Raw genomic sequence first — 14,008 nt, 5'->3', positions numbered from 1 at the left:
GAAAAAGCCAATTACGTCCGATATTTTTATATTTTTATAGGGTCTACTTAATGAATAGTACAGAAAATACAAAAAGTACAGACACATTACATGATTGGCAGCGATCTTTTATCGAATTTGCGCTGCAAAAACAAGTTTTGCAGTTTGGGGAATATACACTAAAGTCCGGTCGCACCAGTCCTTACTTTTTTAATGCGGGCAATTTTAACGACGGTGAATCGCAGCAGCGTATTGGCGAAATTTACGCAAAAACGTTAATTGAATCAGGTATAGATTTTGACGTGGTTTTTGGTCCTGCTTATAAGGGCATTCCACTCGCTTCTTCAACGGTGTTTGCCTTGCAAAATAGCCATGGAATTAATAAGCACTTTTCGTTTAATCGTAAAGAAGCCAAAGACCATGGCGAAGGCGGTACTATTGTCGGCGCACCATTAAAGGGCAAGTTAGTATTAGTTGATGATGTCATTACAGCCGGAACAGCCATTAAAGAAACCCTAGCCTTACTTGAGCAGTTCCCTGGCGCCAGTTTAGAAGCAGCCGTGGTACTCATAGATCGTCAGGAAAAACTAGCAGGTTCTGAGCTTTCAGCCATTCAAGCCCTTGAACAAGAGTATGGCTTACGCATTTTACCGGCTATCCGACTTGATCAAATAATGGACTACCTAGCCGATAAGGGTGAATATGAGTCAGCGTTAGTCCGCATGCAACAGTACCGTAACGAACACGGCGTATAAACCTAGCCATTCAGGTGTTGTTCACGGCAATACGGCTATAAACTAACACAGGGTAGATCTTGTGGTTTATCGAATTAACGATATAGTGATAACTAGACAGAATTTAGGCAATTATTCATGAAGCGTATACTTTGCGTATCTATTATTTTTACTTCTTTATGGCTTGCGAGCAATGCTCAAGCCGCACAGTTTTATCGCTGGAAAGATGAACAAGGCAATCTCTTTGTACAAAGCTATATACCGCCAGAGTATGTCGCCAATGGCTATGAAATTGTAGATGAAGCGGGCAATCTAGTTAAGAAGGTCAGCCCACAGATTAGCGAAGCAGAAAAGCAAGCAAAAGAGATGTCACGTATTAACGGTGAAATGCAACGTGCTCGTGATGAAGAACTGTTGAAATTTTATCGGTCTCCTTCTGATGTCGACCGAGCTATGACGACCTGGTTAAGCCGAATGGACATGGAGATTCGAGTTAAGCAGAATCGAATTCGAATTAAAGAAAATGAATTCGCAAGCTTGCAAGAAAAGGCGGCAAATCAAGAGCGAAGTGGCCAGCAAGTTGATGCTGAGATCGAAGAGCAAATGAAGGCTATTCAACTCGAAATAGACCAGTTTAACTTGGAAATTCGCGAAGTTCAGTTACGCCAAGATGAATCACGCAGTGAATTCAAGCTGGATCGCGAGCGAATGGTGGAACTTTGGAAAATAATTAATGGTAAAGACTGGGTAGAAAAAGAAGACCCTGTTGAAAAGTAAGAACTTTGCGCCGTTTGCTTGGTCATAGCCTCATACACTAGGAGGCTATTATGCCAAAACTCTATACTTTTCTAATTGCTTGCTTATTTTTAGCACCACTTTCCAGCGCTAAAGACCCAATCGCAGCATTTACTATAAATGACGGACAATCCACAGTTGTACTCGACCATTCTGCATGGCAATATTTTTTGAACAATTACCTTGAGTTTGATGACTTTGGTCAATCTTACTTCACCTATCAAGACGTCACTTCCAGTGATCAAGCTCAGCTTAACAATTACCTCAAGGTCCTGAGTTCGGTTTCAACTCGTTCTCTCAACGCCAAAGAAGAACACGCCTTTTGGATTAACTTATACAACGCCCTGACGGTCAAGGTGGTCCTTGATGCTTACCCCGTCGACTCAATCAAAGACATTGACAGTCGATTTGGCGGGCTACTTGCAACAGGCCCTTGGTCCAAGCAACGGTTTGAAGTATCAGGCATACCATTAAGTTTAGATAATATTGAGCACGATATTATCCGACCCAAATACAAAGACTACCGAACCCACTTTGTCTTAAACTGCGCGGCAAGAGGATGTCCTAACTTATCTAAGCTTGCCTTTACTGCAGAAAATATCGACCAGCAATTAGAAACAGCGGAAGCCACGTTCATCAACCATCAACGAGGCATCCGGTTCGACGGTAAAACACTCATTCTTTCGAAAATATTTGATTGGTATTTGGAAGATTTTGCCGACAATGAAGAAGAACTTATTACTCTGCTGGCCCCAAAAGTTAATGCAACAATGCGCGCTCGGCTCAACGGTTATCGCGGTAACATAAAATATGAATACGACTGGTCGTTAAACGAGGTACGTTAACTGCATGAAAAAATTGATACTGTTATTTATCGCAATCATTGTTGTCAGTGCTTATTTCTATTTTGATTTAGGGCAATGGCTAACCTTAGAGCAACTGAAAAACCAGCAGTCTTCGTTAGAATCTTATCGTCAAGCCAACCCTGTGCTCGTCGCCGCCATCTACACTGTAATTTATATCGTAGTCGCCGCGTTGTCGCTACCAGGCTCAGCCATAATGACCCTCAGTGGCGGTGCAATATTTGGCTTAGCCGTGGGAACCGCATTAGCTTTAATATCTGCAACCATTGGCGCCACCTTTGCTTTTTTAATCGCTCGGTTTCTATTAGGGGATTGGGTGCAAGAGAAATTTGGCGACAGAATCGCCTCGATCAATCAAGGCATTGATAAAGACGGAGCATTCTACTTATTCAGCTTACGCTTAGTACCTGTATTCCCTTTCTTCGTCATCAACGTGGTTATGGCACTTACGACTCTCAAAGTCTGGACCTTTTTCTGGGTATCTTTGGTGGGGATGCTCGCCGGTGCTGCCGTTTATGCAAACGCCGGGACTCAACTAGCGAAACTCGATAGCTTATCAGGCATAGCTTCACCAGGAATTATACTGTCGTTTGTTTTATTGGGTATTTTTCCGATCTTGGCAAAAAAGATGATTGAATTCATCCGTAGAAAAAAAACCGACTAGAACCCACGATAGCCCCATAAATGGGGCACAGGTTACGCTAGGTTCAGCGGTAAATTAATACCAGTACTTCACAACCACATTAAAAAAGTTGTAGCCATTATTAGGCTGCTTTACATCGCCATTAGATAAGTGCTGATAGCGAGCACCTAGTTGCCAATCAGCAATTTTCACCGCCACGCCTAACACTTCACCAAACTGGAAATGCGTACTGATTTGACGGTCCGCTTGCTCAGTCAATGAAAGCCAATTAGCGCTCAAGCCAGTTTCAAGCATTGGAGATCCGGGCAAGGCATTAAGCTGCCATTCCAAAATAGGGGTAAAGCCCAAATGAACATTTTGCGGCGAAGGTGCAATTTGACCAAAGCCAAATTCATAATGCCCATCCAGCGTCACCGGCCCAAACTCAGCAATAGGCTCATCCATATTCCAAAGCCACAACATACGCGTACGCTCAAAAGACTCATCCGAACCCTGATCAAAGCCTAAACCATCCAACTGCATCGGGTTCCAAACCAACAACGAAGCCACACTAATCCCAATAGCACTCGCACGCCAAGGAAAATCTTCAGCGTTGGCCGCGCCCAAAGACAAAACTGCCATTAGCAGGGTAATTCGAACCTTTAACATGATGCCATTCTTAAATTGGTTGGATAAGCGCAGTGTAAGGGAGGTTGTTAGGAAGCTGCAAGCTGCAAGTAAAAGATTAAAGACGGTTTTGGGCTGCGGGCTGCGGGCTGCGGGCTGCGGGCAACAAATTAAAAGCGGTACTGCATTAGCTGTAGTGCTGAGTTTATCTTGATCGGGAATCTGAGCCATGGATGGCGAGGCTTAGCTTACATGGATGTATTTACAGCGACCGAGCAAGGTAAACTCAGCGGCGCGGCGGCAGTTGGGCGGCGGTTGAAGTCGGAACACTGCGGACTGAGCAAAGAAAGCTCAGCAGCGTGATTGTATCATTTGAACTTACTTACAGCTGGCAGCTATAAACTTGCAGCTTAAATTTACACCGGAACCCAAAAGCCAACATCGTGCCACCGTAGGATGAAAGTGGCAGTTTTAGACAATGGGCTGCTGGTTAAAAAGCACTCTTCGCCTGTCGAGTAAACTTAGGTATACTCAATATTGATTTTTCGTAGAGAAGCATCGTGAAAAGAGCCATTGCACTTAGCTTATTTGCATTGTTTTTGGTTGCTTGTGGCAATAAAGGTCCACTGGTACTGCCTATAGACGCTAATTTACCTGCAAACACCATTATTAAATAAATATAAGGTTTCCTCGCTACATGACCGCATTTTCATACCAGCAAGAACAACTACATGCCGAGAACGTCTCGTTAACTGAGCTTGCCGACACTTACGGCACGCCACTTTACGTCTACTCGCAGAGCGCCATAGAGCAACAGTTTGATGCCTATAAGCAAGGTTTAGGTGATCATCAAGGGCTAATTTGTTATGCGGTAAAAGCTAACTCAAATTTAGCGGTATTGAACTGTTTAGCTAAACGCGGTGCTGGTTTTGACATTGTTTCTTTAGGTGAGCTAGAGCGAGTAATTGCAGCCGGTGGACAGGCCGATAGAATCGTCTTTTCTGGTGTCGCCAAACAAGCCAATGAAATGCGCAGAGCACTAGAACTTGGCATTCATTGCTTTAATGTTGAATCAGATGCCGAACTAGACCGACTCAATGACGTAGCTAAAGAAATGGGTGTCCAAGCCCCTGTATCATTTCGCGTTAACCCCGATGTAGACGCCAAAACACATCCTTATATCTCTACCGGTCTACGTGAAAACAAATTCGGCATCGACATTCGTTCAGTTAAAGACACCTATCAGCGAGCAGCTAAAATGAGCAACATCAATGTGGTTGGCATGGACTGCCACATTGGCTCGCAATTACTTGAAGCCAAGCCATTTGAAGACGCAATAGAACGCTTATTAACATTAACCGATGAACTAAACGAGCTTGGCATCACGCTTAAACATATTGATATGGGCGGTGGTATCGGCGTTAAGTACTCAGAAGACGATATAGAACCCGATGTGACCGGTTACATCAAAAAGCTAGTCGACCACCTAAAGAGCCGCAATTTAGGCCTAATTTTAGAACCTGGCCGTAGTATTGTCGCCAATGCTGGCGTTCTTCTGAGCCGAGTAGAATATCTAAAAGACAATGGTGAACATCATTTTGCCATTATTGATGCCGGCATGAACGACTTGATCCGCCCTGCACTTTACCAAGCCTGGATGGACATAAAACCCGTTCAACCCCACACCAATGGCAAAGAAGCCCTGTGGGATATTGTCGGGCCAATCTGTGAAACTGGAGATTTTCTAGGCAAGCAACGAAAAATGTCGCTTAAAGCCGGTGATTTGATTGCGGTAATGTCCGCTGGTGCTTATAGTTTTGTCATGGCCTCGAATTACAATACTCGAGGCAGACCTGCGGAAATTTTGGTGAAAGATAACAAAGCCACCTTAGTACGCAAGCGTGAGCAACTAGCCGATTTATGGGCTTTAGAATCCCTTGGAGAGTAAGCACCTTATGCGCTTAAAATTCACCAAAATGCATGGCCTCGGTAATGACTTCATGGTTATTGATGGCGTGTCTCAAGATGTTGAGCTGACCGCGGAGCTAATTGAGCAATGGTCAGACCGTCACTTTGGAATTGGCTTTGATCAACTTCTATTAGTTGAACCACCAACTCGACCTGATCGTGATTTTAAATATCGTATTTTTAACGCCGATGGCAGTGAAGTAGAAAACTGCGGCAACGGCGCACGCTGCTTCGCACGCTTTGTCGTTGACGCCAAACTAATAAAAGCCTCAACCATTCGGGTAGAAACCGCCGGTGGAGACCTTGAGCTGCATATTTGCGACGACGGCCAGGTCACTGTCGACATGGGGCGCCCGCGGTTAACCCCGAGTAAGGTGCCCTTCAATGCTGACGCCAAGGCCTTGTTATATCCACTTCAAGTAAACGAAAAAAAGCTTCAAATTAGCGCTGTAAATATGGGTAACCCTCACTGTGTATTGAAAGTTAAGGATGTACTCAGCGCACCCGTTGAAACACTGGGCCCGCTAATTGAAAGCCACGCCGATTTCCCTCAAAGGGTTAACGCAGGTTTTATGCAAGTGGTTGATCGTGGACATATAAAACTCAGAGTCTTCGAGCGCGGAGTTGGCGAGACTATGGCTTGCGGCACCGGGGCTTGTGCTGCCGTTGTTGCCGGCATAATCAATGATTGGCTAGATCACAGCGTAAAGGTCACCTTACCGGGTGGCGTTTTAAAAATTGAATGGACTGGTGAAGGTAATGTTATGATGACAGGGCCTGTCGCAACTGTGTATCAAGGAGTTTTGTCTTGACTGAAGTGTTAAACACCGAAGAATTAAATGAAGAAGACATCATTAATTACTTAAAAAAACACCCTTCATTTTTTGAGCACCACCCTAACCTGCTCAAACGACTGCATTTGCAACACGACAGTGGCACTGCTATTTCACTAATAGAGCGCCAAAACCATATTTTTCGCAAGGAAAACCGAGAGCTTATCGATCGGTTAAACAAGTTCATTGCAGTTGCGCAGCGAAACGACAGACTGTTCTTAAACTTACAAAGCTTAGTGCTCAATCTCATTCAATGCACCGACCTCAATCAAATGGCGGCTGCACTGCAGCAAGGATTAACCGAAAAATTCGATGTAGACGATGTTCAACTGGTACTCAGCCATCAAGTAAGCCGGGACGGAGATTTGTGGTTACACTGCGATAAACATACGCTAACCAAACAATTCCCCGCCGCTATAAAAGATAAAAAAAGCAGTTGTGGTGTTTTTGATGAAGAGACTCGAAACTTACTTTTTGGGCAAGTCGAAATGGGTTCAATAGCCCTTGGCGCTATCAGCTGTAAATCGGGTCAGGTTGGTATATTGGCACTCGGCAGTAAGAGCGAAACACACTTTCGCTCTGGTACCGACACGCTATTTTTAAGTCATCTAGCTAACGTGATTAGCCAACTACTGGATCGCTTTTCAAGTTAACCTGAACCTTCTCCATGAAGCTTAGGCCTATGTGTGCATCGTAATAGGCTGCTTCATTAATAAAAGCCCCATATACAACCTTATCCCCTTCGTAAATCAATGTTGACCCATCTAACGTCATAAATAGAGGGTCGCCAGGATTAATTGGCTGGTAGTCTTGATCTTGTAGGTTTGGGTGAACCATTGCCGTGATTTCGCCCTGTTCATTTTCAGGTAACTTTACCTTTTCAATAAATCGAAACCCTTCACGCACTTGTGGTTGCACGGGTGATATCCCTTGGTTTATTAGCTCCAAATAGTCTAAACAATGGCGTGTGGCTTCGCGAGTTGCCTGATACACATCAGCGCGCAGCAATCCTTGAGGAACAGCGCCGACTTCAATTAAAAAGCCATTGAGACGGGCGATAGAGGTTAAGAAAGTATCTTCGAGTCGATCAACTGGGTCAAAAAATAACGTTGAACCCGGCATTTGATCTTGAACATAAAACGCCATGCCAACGACAAGTGGGTCGTCGGTATTAAAAATTAAAGACATACCCATGTTTGCTGTAGTGGTATGCAGATCAATAATAAAATCAACACGTGGGTTTTCTTTTGGTCCAAGCAGCGTATTGATCACCTTAGCACGACTGTGCTCATAACCCGTTAATTCAGAGTTATTTAGGTCATGTATATTAAACTGCCGATTTAGGTCTTGATCTAGATAGCGTCGATTTGCTTTGTTGGCTTTAGGATTGGTTAAGTGAAGCTCTGTCGAAAAATTTTTCCGAGTCACCTCACTAGGGGTTTCGCGCCAGTGCTTTAACAGATGGACTCCGGTTAATTCATTGCCGTGAGTGCCACCTGTAATCGCTACCTTGCTGATGATCGACATGCTAAAAACTCTCTAAAAACTTAAAGAGTTAGCTTAGCAGAAGTTTTTGAATCGGGTTAGCCTATATCATCAACAATAGAGTCGATCATACGATCAAACAATGGGTCTTCGTCAATTGCAGTGAACACTTCATCACGCATAGACATAGCCAAACCAATGGCAGAGCGCTCAACAATTTTGTCACCTTTGGCATCGGTAAAAATATACTTAGCGCCGCCAGAGACAATCAAGCTTAATTTGCCACGCTGAACTTGACCTGGTTTTAGCTCGATATCAAACCACTGCTCTAGTGCTAATGACTCCACTTGATCTAAATAGTAACTTAGGTCGGCTTGGCGAAGCTCTTGAACTGGCTCATCTACCGGCAACGGAAGCTGAGCTTCAATAACTTTCTCTGCGACGACTGCTTTTTCTTCGAAGCTTTCGAGTTTCGATTGAGAATCCCAAATATTTTCATCAAGTTGTCCACCGTTGATCGCATGTTGATCTTCGATAGATTGTATAATATTTTGTCGCTCGGTTTCAGAAAGCCCCATACTTTTTAGACCGTCTTGCAAGCCAGAAAGCATTTTTGGAACAATCGCCACAAATCTTTTTTCGTGGGTCATTTGTACACTTGGCTGCAAGCTCCAAATTAATTCACGAGCGATCCGCGCACTGGTTTTCCATGCCTGGCACTCTCCTTGTTTTTTAAAGACAATTGCCATAAGCCGATACCATTGATTTCTTAAGAACTTCTCAATGTTGTCAGGTAGCGCTTGTTCTTCTAACAAGGTATCTATAAAAATTTTGGTTCGGTCTTGTGACTCATGTGCTACAACTAATGCTGTTTCAACAGATTCCAGCTCACGTACTTTGGTGTCGCTTGATTGCCGATATGCGCTTTGTAACTCGGTAAACTCTGCAAGCAGGGTAGCAAATAGTTCAATGTTTTCATCAAAGTCATGGTTTAACTGGTCAACGATTTTTTCCATGCCCAGTAGTAACGCATCACCTTCGACATTATCTTTTTTGTGCCAACCGTTTGCTGCTTTCGCCATTTTATTTAGCAGCTGTCGAGCCGAATGATCTGAATGCTGAAAGAATGTTTTATCAAGCAACGCCACTTTAATAATGGGTATCTGCATACGCGCAAGCAGTTGCTTCATGTAAGGCGAAAGCTGATCATCATCGAGGATGTATTCAAATAGCATAGCCACTAACGAAATAGTGCCACTCTCTTGTGTACCCTGTACCGATTGTGAAACTTGCTGAACTTGTGCGCTAGTCCACTGCTTTAACTCTTCCATATTGGTCGCTGCCGGTGCTGCATTTTGCTGCAGCATTGAGAACGAACTCATTAAATTAGAAAGAAATGCAGGGTCGACTTGCACGCCGCCCGGAATACCACCTTGACCAGGTGCAAAACCCGCTAGATTTTGGGAGGCCGTACCTGCACCTTGCTGTGCAGATAATAACGCTGCAACCTTAGACAAATCGGAAGTGTCTATAGCGTTAGCTTGCTCGCGCTTAGAGTTTTCTAACTTTAAGTTAGGCAGTATGCCTTCTTCAATCAGCCAGTTATTACTGCTTTGGTAAAAATCGATCAGTTCGTTAACTGCTTTTTCATCAAACAAACGGAACAACATTAGTGTTGTTTTAGTAGGGAAGTCTAGCGACTCTAACTGTTTAAACACTATTTCACCAAAAACATAAGGCGTAAAAGGTGTTTCTTTATCGTGCAATTTTTTTGTACAGGTGACGGCTAACATTCGTTCGTGCCACGCGAGCCAGTCATTGCCGGCACGCTCATAAACGCGGTTAGAGAAGCTAGAAATCGCGAGATCTCGCTCAAGCTCTTGCTCTTCCATAAGGGATAAATCATCTGAAGCTTCTGCAGCTTCTATAACTTGATCGGCGCCCTCACTGACCCACTTGCGTATATCCTGCAGAATAAGCTGCTGTAGGTTATCTTTTTGTTTGCGTAATTGGCGAAGCTGATCGAAGTACTTATTTGCGGCAAAGCCATCAACAGACTTTTCAGCGGTATTAAATAAGAACTCATCGGCATGATTAAAAAAGGCACTCATAAGGTTAGGCATGCGTTCGCAAAAGCGATCGGATAATTTTCCGAGGCGTTTATGATCTGGCTGCCGACTAAACCGGCGATGCTGATCAAGCGATGTAACAGACGCAGCATTCGATGTAGACATTATGAGAACTCTTTAATAATTACGGATACTAGTTTAGCTGATTGAGAACTTTAAACCCGTACTTTGCCAAACAAATCACAGAGTTGTGCACCAATTAGCAAGTTGATCGGTGTTCAGTTCTCATAGTCTACTTAACCAGCCTAGAAATGCCAATTTATTGACAGCCTTTTCTGGAGCTAATCTCAAATTTGCGAATTGACGCATCTTTTAGGCAGAAGAATGGGATTCTAAGCATCAACCTGACTATAATGCTGACCTTCAAAATAAGGAGTCAAGCATGCGAGTTTCTATGATATGGGCAATGGCCGAAAACAACGTCATTGGCCGAGATAACAAACTACCTTGGCACCTGCCTAACGATTTAAAGTATTTCAAGCAGATTACAACCGGAAAACCCGTCATCATGGGGCGAAAAACCTATGACAGCATAGGTCGACCGTTGCCCAATAGAACAAACATTGTCATAACACGCGATACCCGTTTTAATGCGGAAGGCGTAAAAGTTGTCAACAGTTTAGATGATGCGATTGAACTGGCCGAAGCGACTTGCCTAGTTAATGCTCAAGAAGAAGTGATCGTAATGGGGGGTGCGGAAATTTATAAACTATGCCTACCAAGAGCTGATCGGCTCTATGTCACACTTGTCCACGCCGAGGTCGAGGGAGATGCGTACTTCCCTGCAATTGACCTATCTCATTACCGAGAAGTAAAACGTGAGTTTTTTGATAAGGACGGACCTAATCCATTTGACTATTCGTTTTGTGTGTTTGATCGAGAGAGTCATTGAGCGGAGCATAAGCCTGATAGTTTCATCAGGCTTATTATTTGGGTTATTAACCGATTAAATCATCCGCTTTATTGCGGACGAGCATAACCAGTAACAAGGCAATAACAGCTGATACTAAGAAGCCAGAAACTATCGGCAATAGCGTACCATTGAAAAACCAGCCAATTGCAACTGAAATAACCACTGAAACTATGTTTTGAGTCGTCCCAACCACGGCAGCACCCACACCAGCTAGTTTACCTAATGGCACCATTGCCAATGAGCTCAGATTACCAAACAAAATACCCACACAAAACATTAACAAGAAACCAAGGCTCATGAACTGCCATAAAGCGGGGGAGCCATCTTGAGTCAGCGCGAGCACGACAAGAATAGAAGCCAAACTAATTTTGCCAATTAACGCATAGATCGCTAATTTTAATGCCCCCATACGCATGACTAACTTACCGTTAACATAACTTGCCGATCCTATACCCAATGCTAACGCAGCGAAGAAAAATGGAAACTTATCACCTAGCTGGTATATACCTTCGAATATAGCTTGTGCTGAGCCAACATAGGCAAGGAGCCCACCAAACACCACTCCCGAGGCGATCGAGAAACCTAGCGTTCTAGGTTGTGACATCACTAGCTTTATGCCATTAAAAATGGACCTAAGGCTCATCGGGCGCCTATTTTCTGGAACTAACGTCTCCGGCTGTCGTATAGCCAACCAAATACCTGCAATAATTGACAACAGCACAAATAATCCAAAAATTGCACGCCAACTAAACGCCATTAAAATAGCCTGGCCGACAAGTGGTGCAAGCATAGGTATTAAAACAAAGGCGACCATAACGAACGACATTATGCGCGCCATCGCATTACCAACAAACTTATCTCGCACTAATGCCATCGTCGCAATACGCGGACCGGACACACCAATGCCCTGAATAAAGCGACCAATAAGCAATGCTTCAAAGGTTTGTGCAAACATAGAGAGCAAAGCCCCTACACAAAATAAGACGATGCCAGAAAGTATTGCACCTTTGCGACCATAGGCATCAGACAAAGGACCGAAAAAGAGCTGACCAAATGCCATACCCACGATAATAGCGGTAATGATCCACTGCGTATGACGAATATCGGAAATGGCTAAGTCTTCAGCGATAATGCTAAATGCGGGAAGCATGGTGTCTAAACTTAACGCGACCAAAGATGATAGAAGGGCGATAAGTAAGATAAATTCGAAAAGCGAAGGTTGTTTTACAGGTTTGATGGACATGGCCAGAAATCTAACTTGGTTAAAAAATAGCCGCGCATTCTATCATGAAATGCTTATATAGCGAGTGCAGCCCTAAAAATGCAGTGGCAACTAGACTATACGGTTAAGTTCTTGTGAAAATGCGTCATTTTCGTGCCAAGGACTAGACTGTTTAATTAGTTAGATTACTTTATCGCTAACGGTTCTCTCAAAAGGCGAACTTAATAACAATAAATAGCGGCACATAATCTGTACCGCCAATGGAGCAAGCATGAGCTTTTTTGATCATAAAGATTTTGATAATCACGAACAGGTCTGTTATTTCAGCGATGAAGCCTCGGGTTTTAAAGCAATCGTCGCTATTCATAATACTCAATTTGGCGCCTCATTAGGTGGCACTCGATTTTATAACTACACCAATGACGACGATGCCCTAACTGACGTTTTACGTTTATCTCGCGGTATGACGTATAAAAGCGCTATGGCTCGCTTGCCGCTTGGCGGCGGTAAGTCGGTTATTATTGGTGACCCAAAATCTATTAAAAACGAAGCTCTGCTGCACGCCTTCGGTGATGCCTTAGAACGCTTAAACGGCGTCTACGTTGCTGCGGAAGACTCTGGCACCAGCGTGAACGACATGAAGATTATCCACCAGCGTACTGAGCATGTTACCGGCTACCATGAAAAACAAAGCCAAGAAGGCGGCAGTAAATCTGGCGATCCATCACCTGCTACGGCATACGGCTGTTATTTAGGTATTAAGGCCGCAGTTAAGTTCAAGCATAATCGTGATGATGTCAAAGGGCTTCGAATTGGTATTCAAGGTTTGGGTAATGTGGGTTATAGGCTTGCCGAGCTGCTTCATAACGATGGCGCCGTTATCATAGCTTGCGACCTTGATCAAAACGCACTTGCAAAAGCCAAACGAGAGCTTGGTGCAGAAATTGTTGATCTTGATGATATTTATAGCCAGGAACTCGATATATTTGCCCCCTGTGCCATGGGCGCGACAGTCAATGAGCACACGCTTAAAATCATGAACGCCACTATTATTGCAGGCAGTGCAAACAACCAATTAGATACAGCCACTATAGGCCAACTCTTGCATGACCAAGGCATTCTCTATGCGCCCGACTATGTCATTAACGCTGGCGGAATTATCGACGTATGTTATGAGCATTTAGGGATTTACGATGCAGCCAAAGTAAACCTGCATATTGAAGGTATCTATGACACGTTAACGGAGATGTTTGAGCGCTCCGCTAAAGAAAATCGCCCGACCTCAGAATTAGCCGATACCATTGCTCGGGAACGTTTGAATCAGGGTATTCCTATCCTAGCCTAACAATGAACAATGGCGCTACAAAGAAGCTTTACGCTCTCGGTTGCGCCATTTCTCACCAAACAACACTAGCTGGTTAACTCTTTGCCTAACACTATCGCTTCTTTGCGATTGGCGACACTTAGCTTTTTATACAAGTTATTAATATGTGTTTTAACCGTACTCACAGCAATAAACATTGTTTGCGCAATATCATCGTTACTTTTACCTTCGATAATGTATTGCAGCACTCGCCATTCTTTTTTTGATATCCCTAAGGCTAACAGGCCGTCAGGGACTTCTTCTTCGCCGCGGCGGCTAGAGGTGTTTCGCTGCTTATACAATATCAATAGCTGTTCAATAAATTTAGCCTGTTCTTCTGGTAAATCCTCTAACGACATATCCTCAAACAATGGCATGATCCATTGGCGTAAGTATAAAATACTCGCCACTATTGAATATTGCTGTATTAACGGCAGCAATAAGCTCAGCTCATTCGTTGCTTCTTCTTTTTTAC

At 43.8% G+C, this 14,008-nt stretch carries 15 protein-coding genes; 10 read left to right on the top strand and 5 right to left on the bottom strand.

Annotation, left to right across the window (positions count from 1 at the left end; all coding sequences use genetic code 11):
- The first annotated feature begins 50 nt into the window (after nt 1-50).
- The 4 genes from pyrE to ACI882_RS16880 all read left to right on the top strand — a co-directional run bounded on the left by pyrE (nt 51) and on the right by ACI882_RS16880 (nt 3,035).
- Nucleotides 51-734 carry an orotate phosphoribosyltransferase gene (gene pyrE / locus ACI882_RS16895; protein ID WP_411743407.1) on the top strand — a complete coding sequence of 228 codons (684 nt, stop codon included), beginning with the start codon at nt 51-53 and terminating at the stop codon, nt 732-734.
- A gap of 117 nt (nt 735-851) precedes the next feature.
- Nucleotides 852-1,490 (top strand): hypothetical protein, encoded by a 639-nt coding sequence (locus ACI882_RS16890; protein ID WP_411743408.1) that lies wholly within the window; start codon nt 852-854, stop codon nt 1,488-1,490.
- Between the two features lie 50 nt (nt 1,491-1,540).
- Complete coding sequence (locus tag ACI882_RS16885) at nt 1,541-2,353, top strand: DUF547 domain-containing protein (RefSeq protein ID WP_411743409.1); 813 nt, start codon at nt 1,541-1,543, stop codon at nt 2,351-2,353.
- Between the two features lie 4 nt (nt 2,354-2,357).
- Nucleotides 2,358-3,035: a TVP38/TMEM64 family protein gene (locus ACI882_RS16880; RefSeq protein WP_411743410.1), complete on the top strand. Its 678-nt coding sequence runs from the start codon at nt 2,358-2,360 to the stop codon at nt 3,033-3,035.
- A 54-nt stretch (nt 3,036-3,089) separates the two neighbouring features.
- On the opposite strand, the gene ACI882_RS16875 is transcribed toward ACI882_RS16880, so the two are convergent.
- Nucleotides 3,090-3,662, bottom strand: coding sequence for an acyloxyacyl hydrolase (locus tag ACI882_RS16875; protein ID WP_411743411.1), 573 nt, complete (start codon nt 3,660-3,662; stop codon nt 3,090-3,092).
- Nucleotides 3,663-4,180: 518 nt separating this feature from the next.
- On the opposite strand from ACI882_RS16875, the gene lptM reads away from it, so the two are divergent.
- From lptM to ACI882_RS16855, 4 genes are read left to right on the top strand one after another with little or no spacing between them, the layout of a single operon-like run.
- Complete coding sequence (gene lptM, locus ACI882_RS16870) at nt 4,181-4,297, top strand: LPS translocon maturation chaperone LptM (RefSeq protein ID WP_411743412.1); 117 nt, start codon at nt 4,181-4,183, stop codon at nt 4,295-4,297.
- Between the two features lie 20 nt (nt 4,298-4,317).
- Nucleotides 4,318-5,568, top strand: a complete 1,251-nt coding sequence (gene lysA / locus ACI882_RS16865) for a diaminopimelate decarboxylase (protein WP_411743413.1) — start codon at nt 4,318-4,320, stop codon at nt 5,566-5,568.
- Nucleotides 5,569-5,575: 7 nt separating this feature from the next.
- Nucleotides 5,576-6,400: a diaminopimelate epimerase gene (dapF, locus tag ACI882_RS16860; protein WP_411743414.1), complete on the top strand. Its 825-nt coding sequence runs from the start codon at nt 5,576-5,578 to the stop codon at nt 6,398-6,400.
- Nucleotides 6,401-6,405: 5 nt separating this feature from the next.
- The gene (locus ACI882_RS16855) at nt 6,406-7,074 is read left to right on the top strand and encodes a DUF484 family protein (RefSeq protein WP_411743422.1); all 669 of its coding nucleotides are present in this window, start codon (nt 6,406-6,408) and stop codon (nt 7,072-7,074) included.
- Here the strand turns inward: ACI882_RS16855 and ACI882_RS16850 are convergent.
- Both ACI882_RS16850 and ACI882_RS16845 read right to left on the bottom strand, forming a co-directional pair.
- Nucleotides 7,043-7,948 carry an aspartoacylase gene (locus tag ACI882_RS16850; RefSeq protein ID WP_411743415.1) on the bottom strand — a complete coding sequence of 302 codons (906 nt, stop codon included), beginning with the start codon at nt 7,946-7,948 and terminating at the stop codon, nt 7,043-7,045. The genes ACI882_RS16855 and ACI882_RS16850 overlap by 32 nt on opposite strands.
- Nucleotides 7,949-8,004: 56 nt before the next feature.
- Nucleotides 8,005-10,140 carry a DUF1631 family protein gene (locus tag ACI882_RS16845; RefSeq protein WP_411743416.1) on the bottom strand — a complete coding sequence of 712 codons (2,136 nt, stop codon included), beginning with the start codon at nt 10,138-10,140 and terminating at the stop codon, nt 8,005-8,007.
- 277 nt (nt 10,141-10,417) lie between these two features.
- Between ACI882_RS16845 and ACI882_RS16840 the strand changes: the two genes are divergently transcribed.
- A complete protein-coding gene (locus tag ACI882_RS16840) occupies nt 10,418-10,927 on the top strand; it encodes a dihydrofolate reductase (RefSeq protein ID WP_411743417.1) in 510 nt (169 codons plus the stop codon).
- A 46-nt stretch (nt 10,928-10,973) separates the two neighbouring features.
- Here the strand turns inward: ACI882_RS16840 and ACI882_RS16835 are convergent, their stop codons facing one another.
- Nucleotides 10,974-12,191 (bottom strand): multidrug effflux MFS transporter, encoded by a 1,218-nt coding sequence (locus tag ACI882_RS16835; RefSeq protein WP_411743418.1) that lies wholly within the window; start codon nt 12,189-12,191, stop codon nt 10,974-10,976.
- Between the two features lie 250 nt (nt 12,192-12,441).
- Between ACI882_RS16835 and ACI882_RS16830 the strand changes: the two genes are divergently transcribed.
- Nucleotides 12,442-13,515 (top strand): Leu/Phe/Val dehydrogenase, encoded by a 1,074-nt coding sequence (locus tag ACI882_RS16830; RefSeq protein WP_411743419.1) that lies wholly within the window; start codon nt 12,442-12,444, stop codon nt 13,513-13,515.
- Between the two features lie 65 nt (nt 13,516-13,580).
- Here ACI882_RS16830 and ACI882_RS16825 read toward each other — a convergent pair.
- The coding region (locus ACI882_RS16825; RefSeq protein ID WP_411748567.1) for a LuxR C-terminal-related transcriptional regulator at nt 13,581-14,008 on the bottom strand (428 nt) is incomplete at its 5' end.

This window comes from Reinekea sp., assembly GCF_046710285.1.
Classification (GTDB): domain Bacteria; phylum Pseudomonadota; class Gammaproteobacteria; order Pseudomonadales; family Natronospirillaceae; genus Reinekea.
This window is presented reverse-complemented; position numbering and strand designations above follow the sequence as displayed.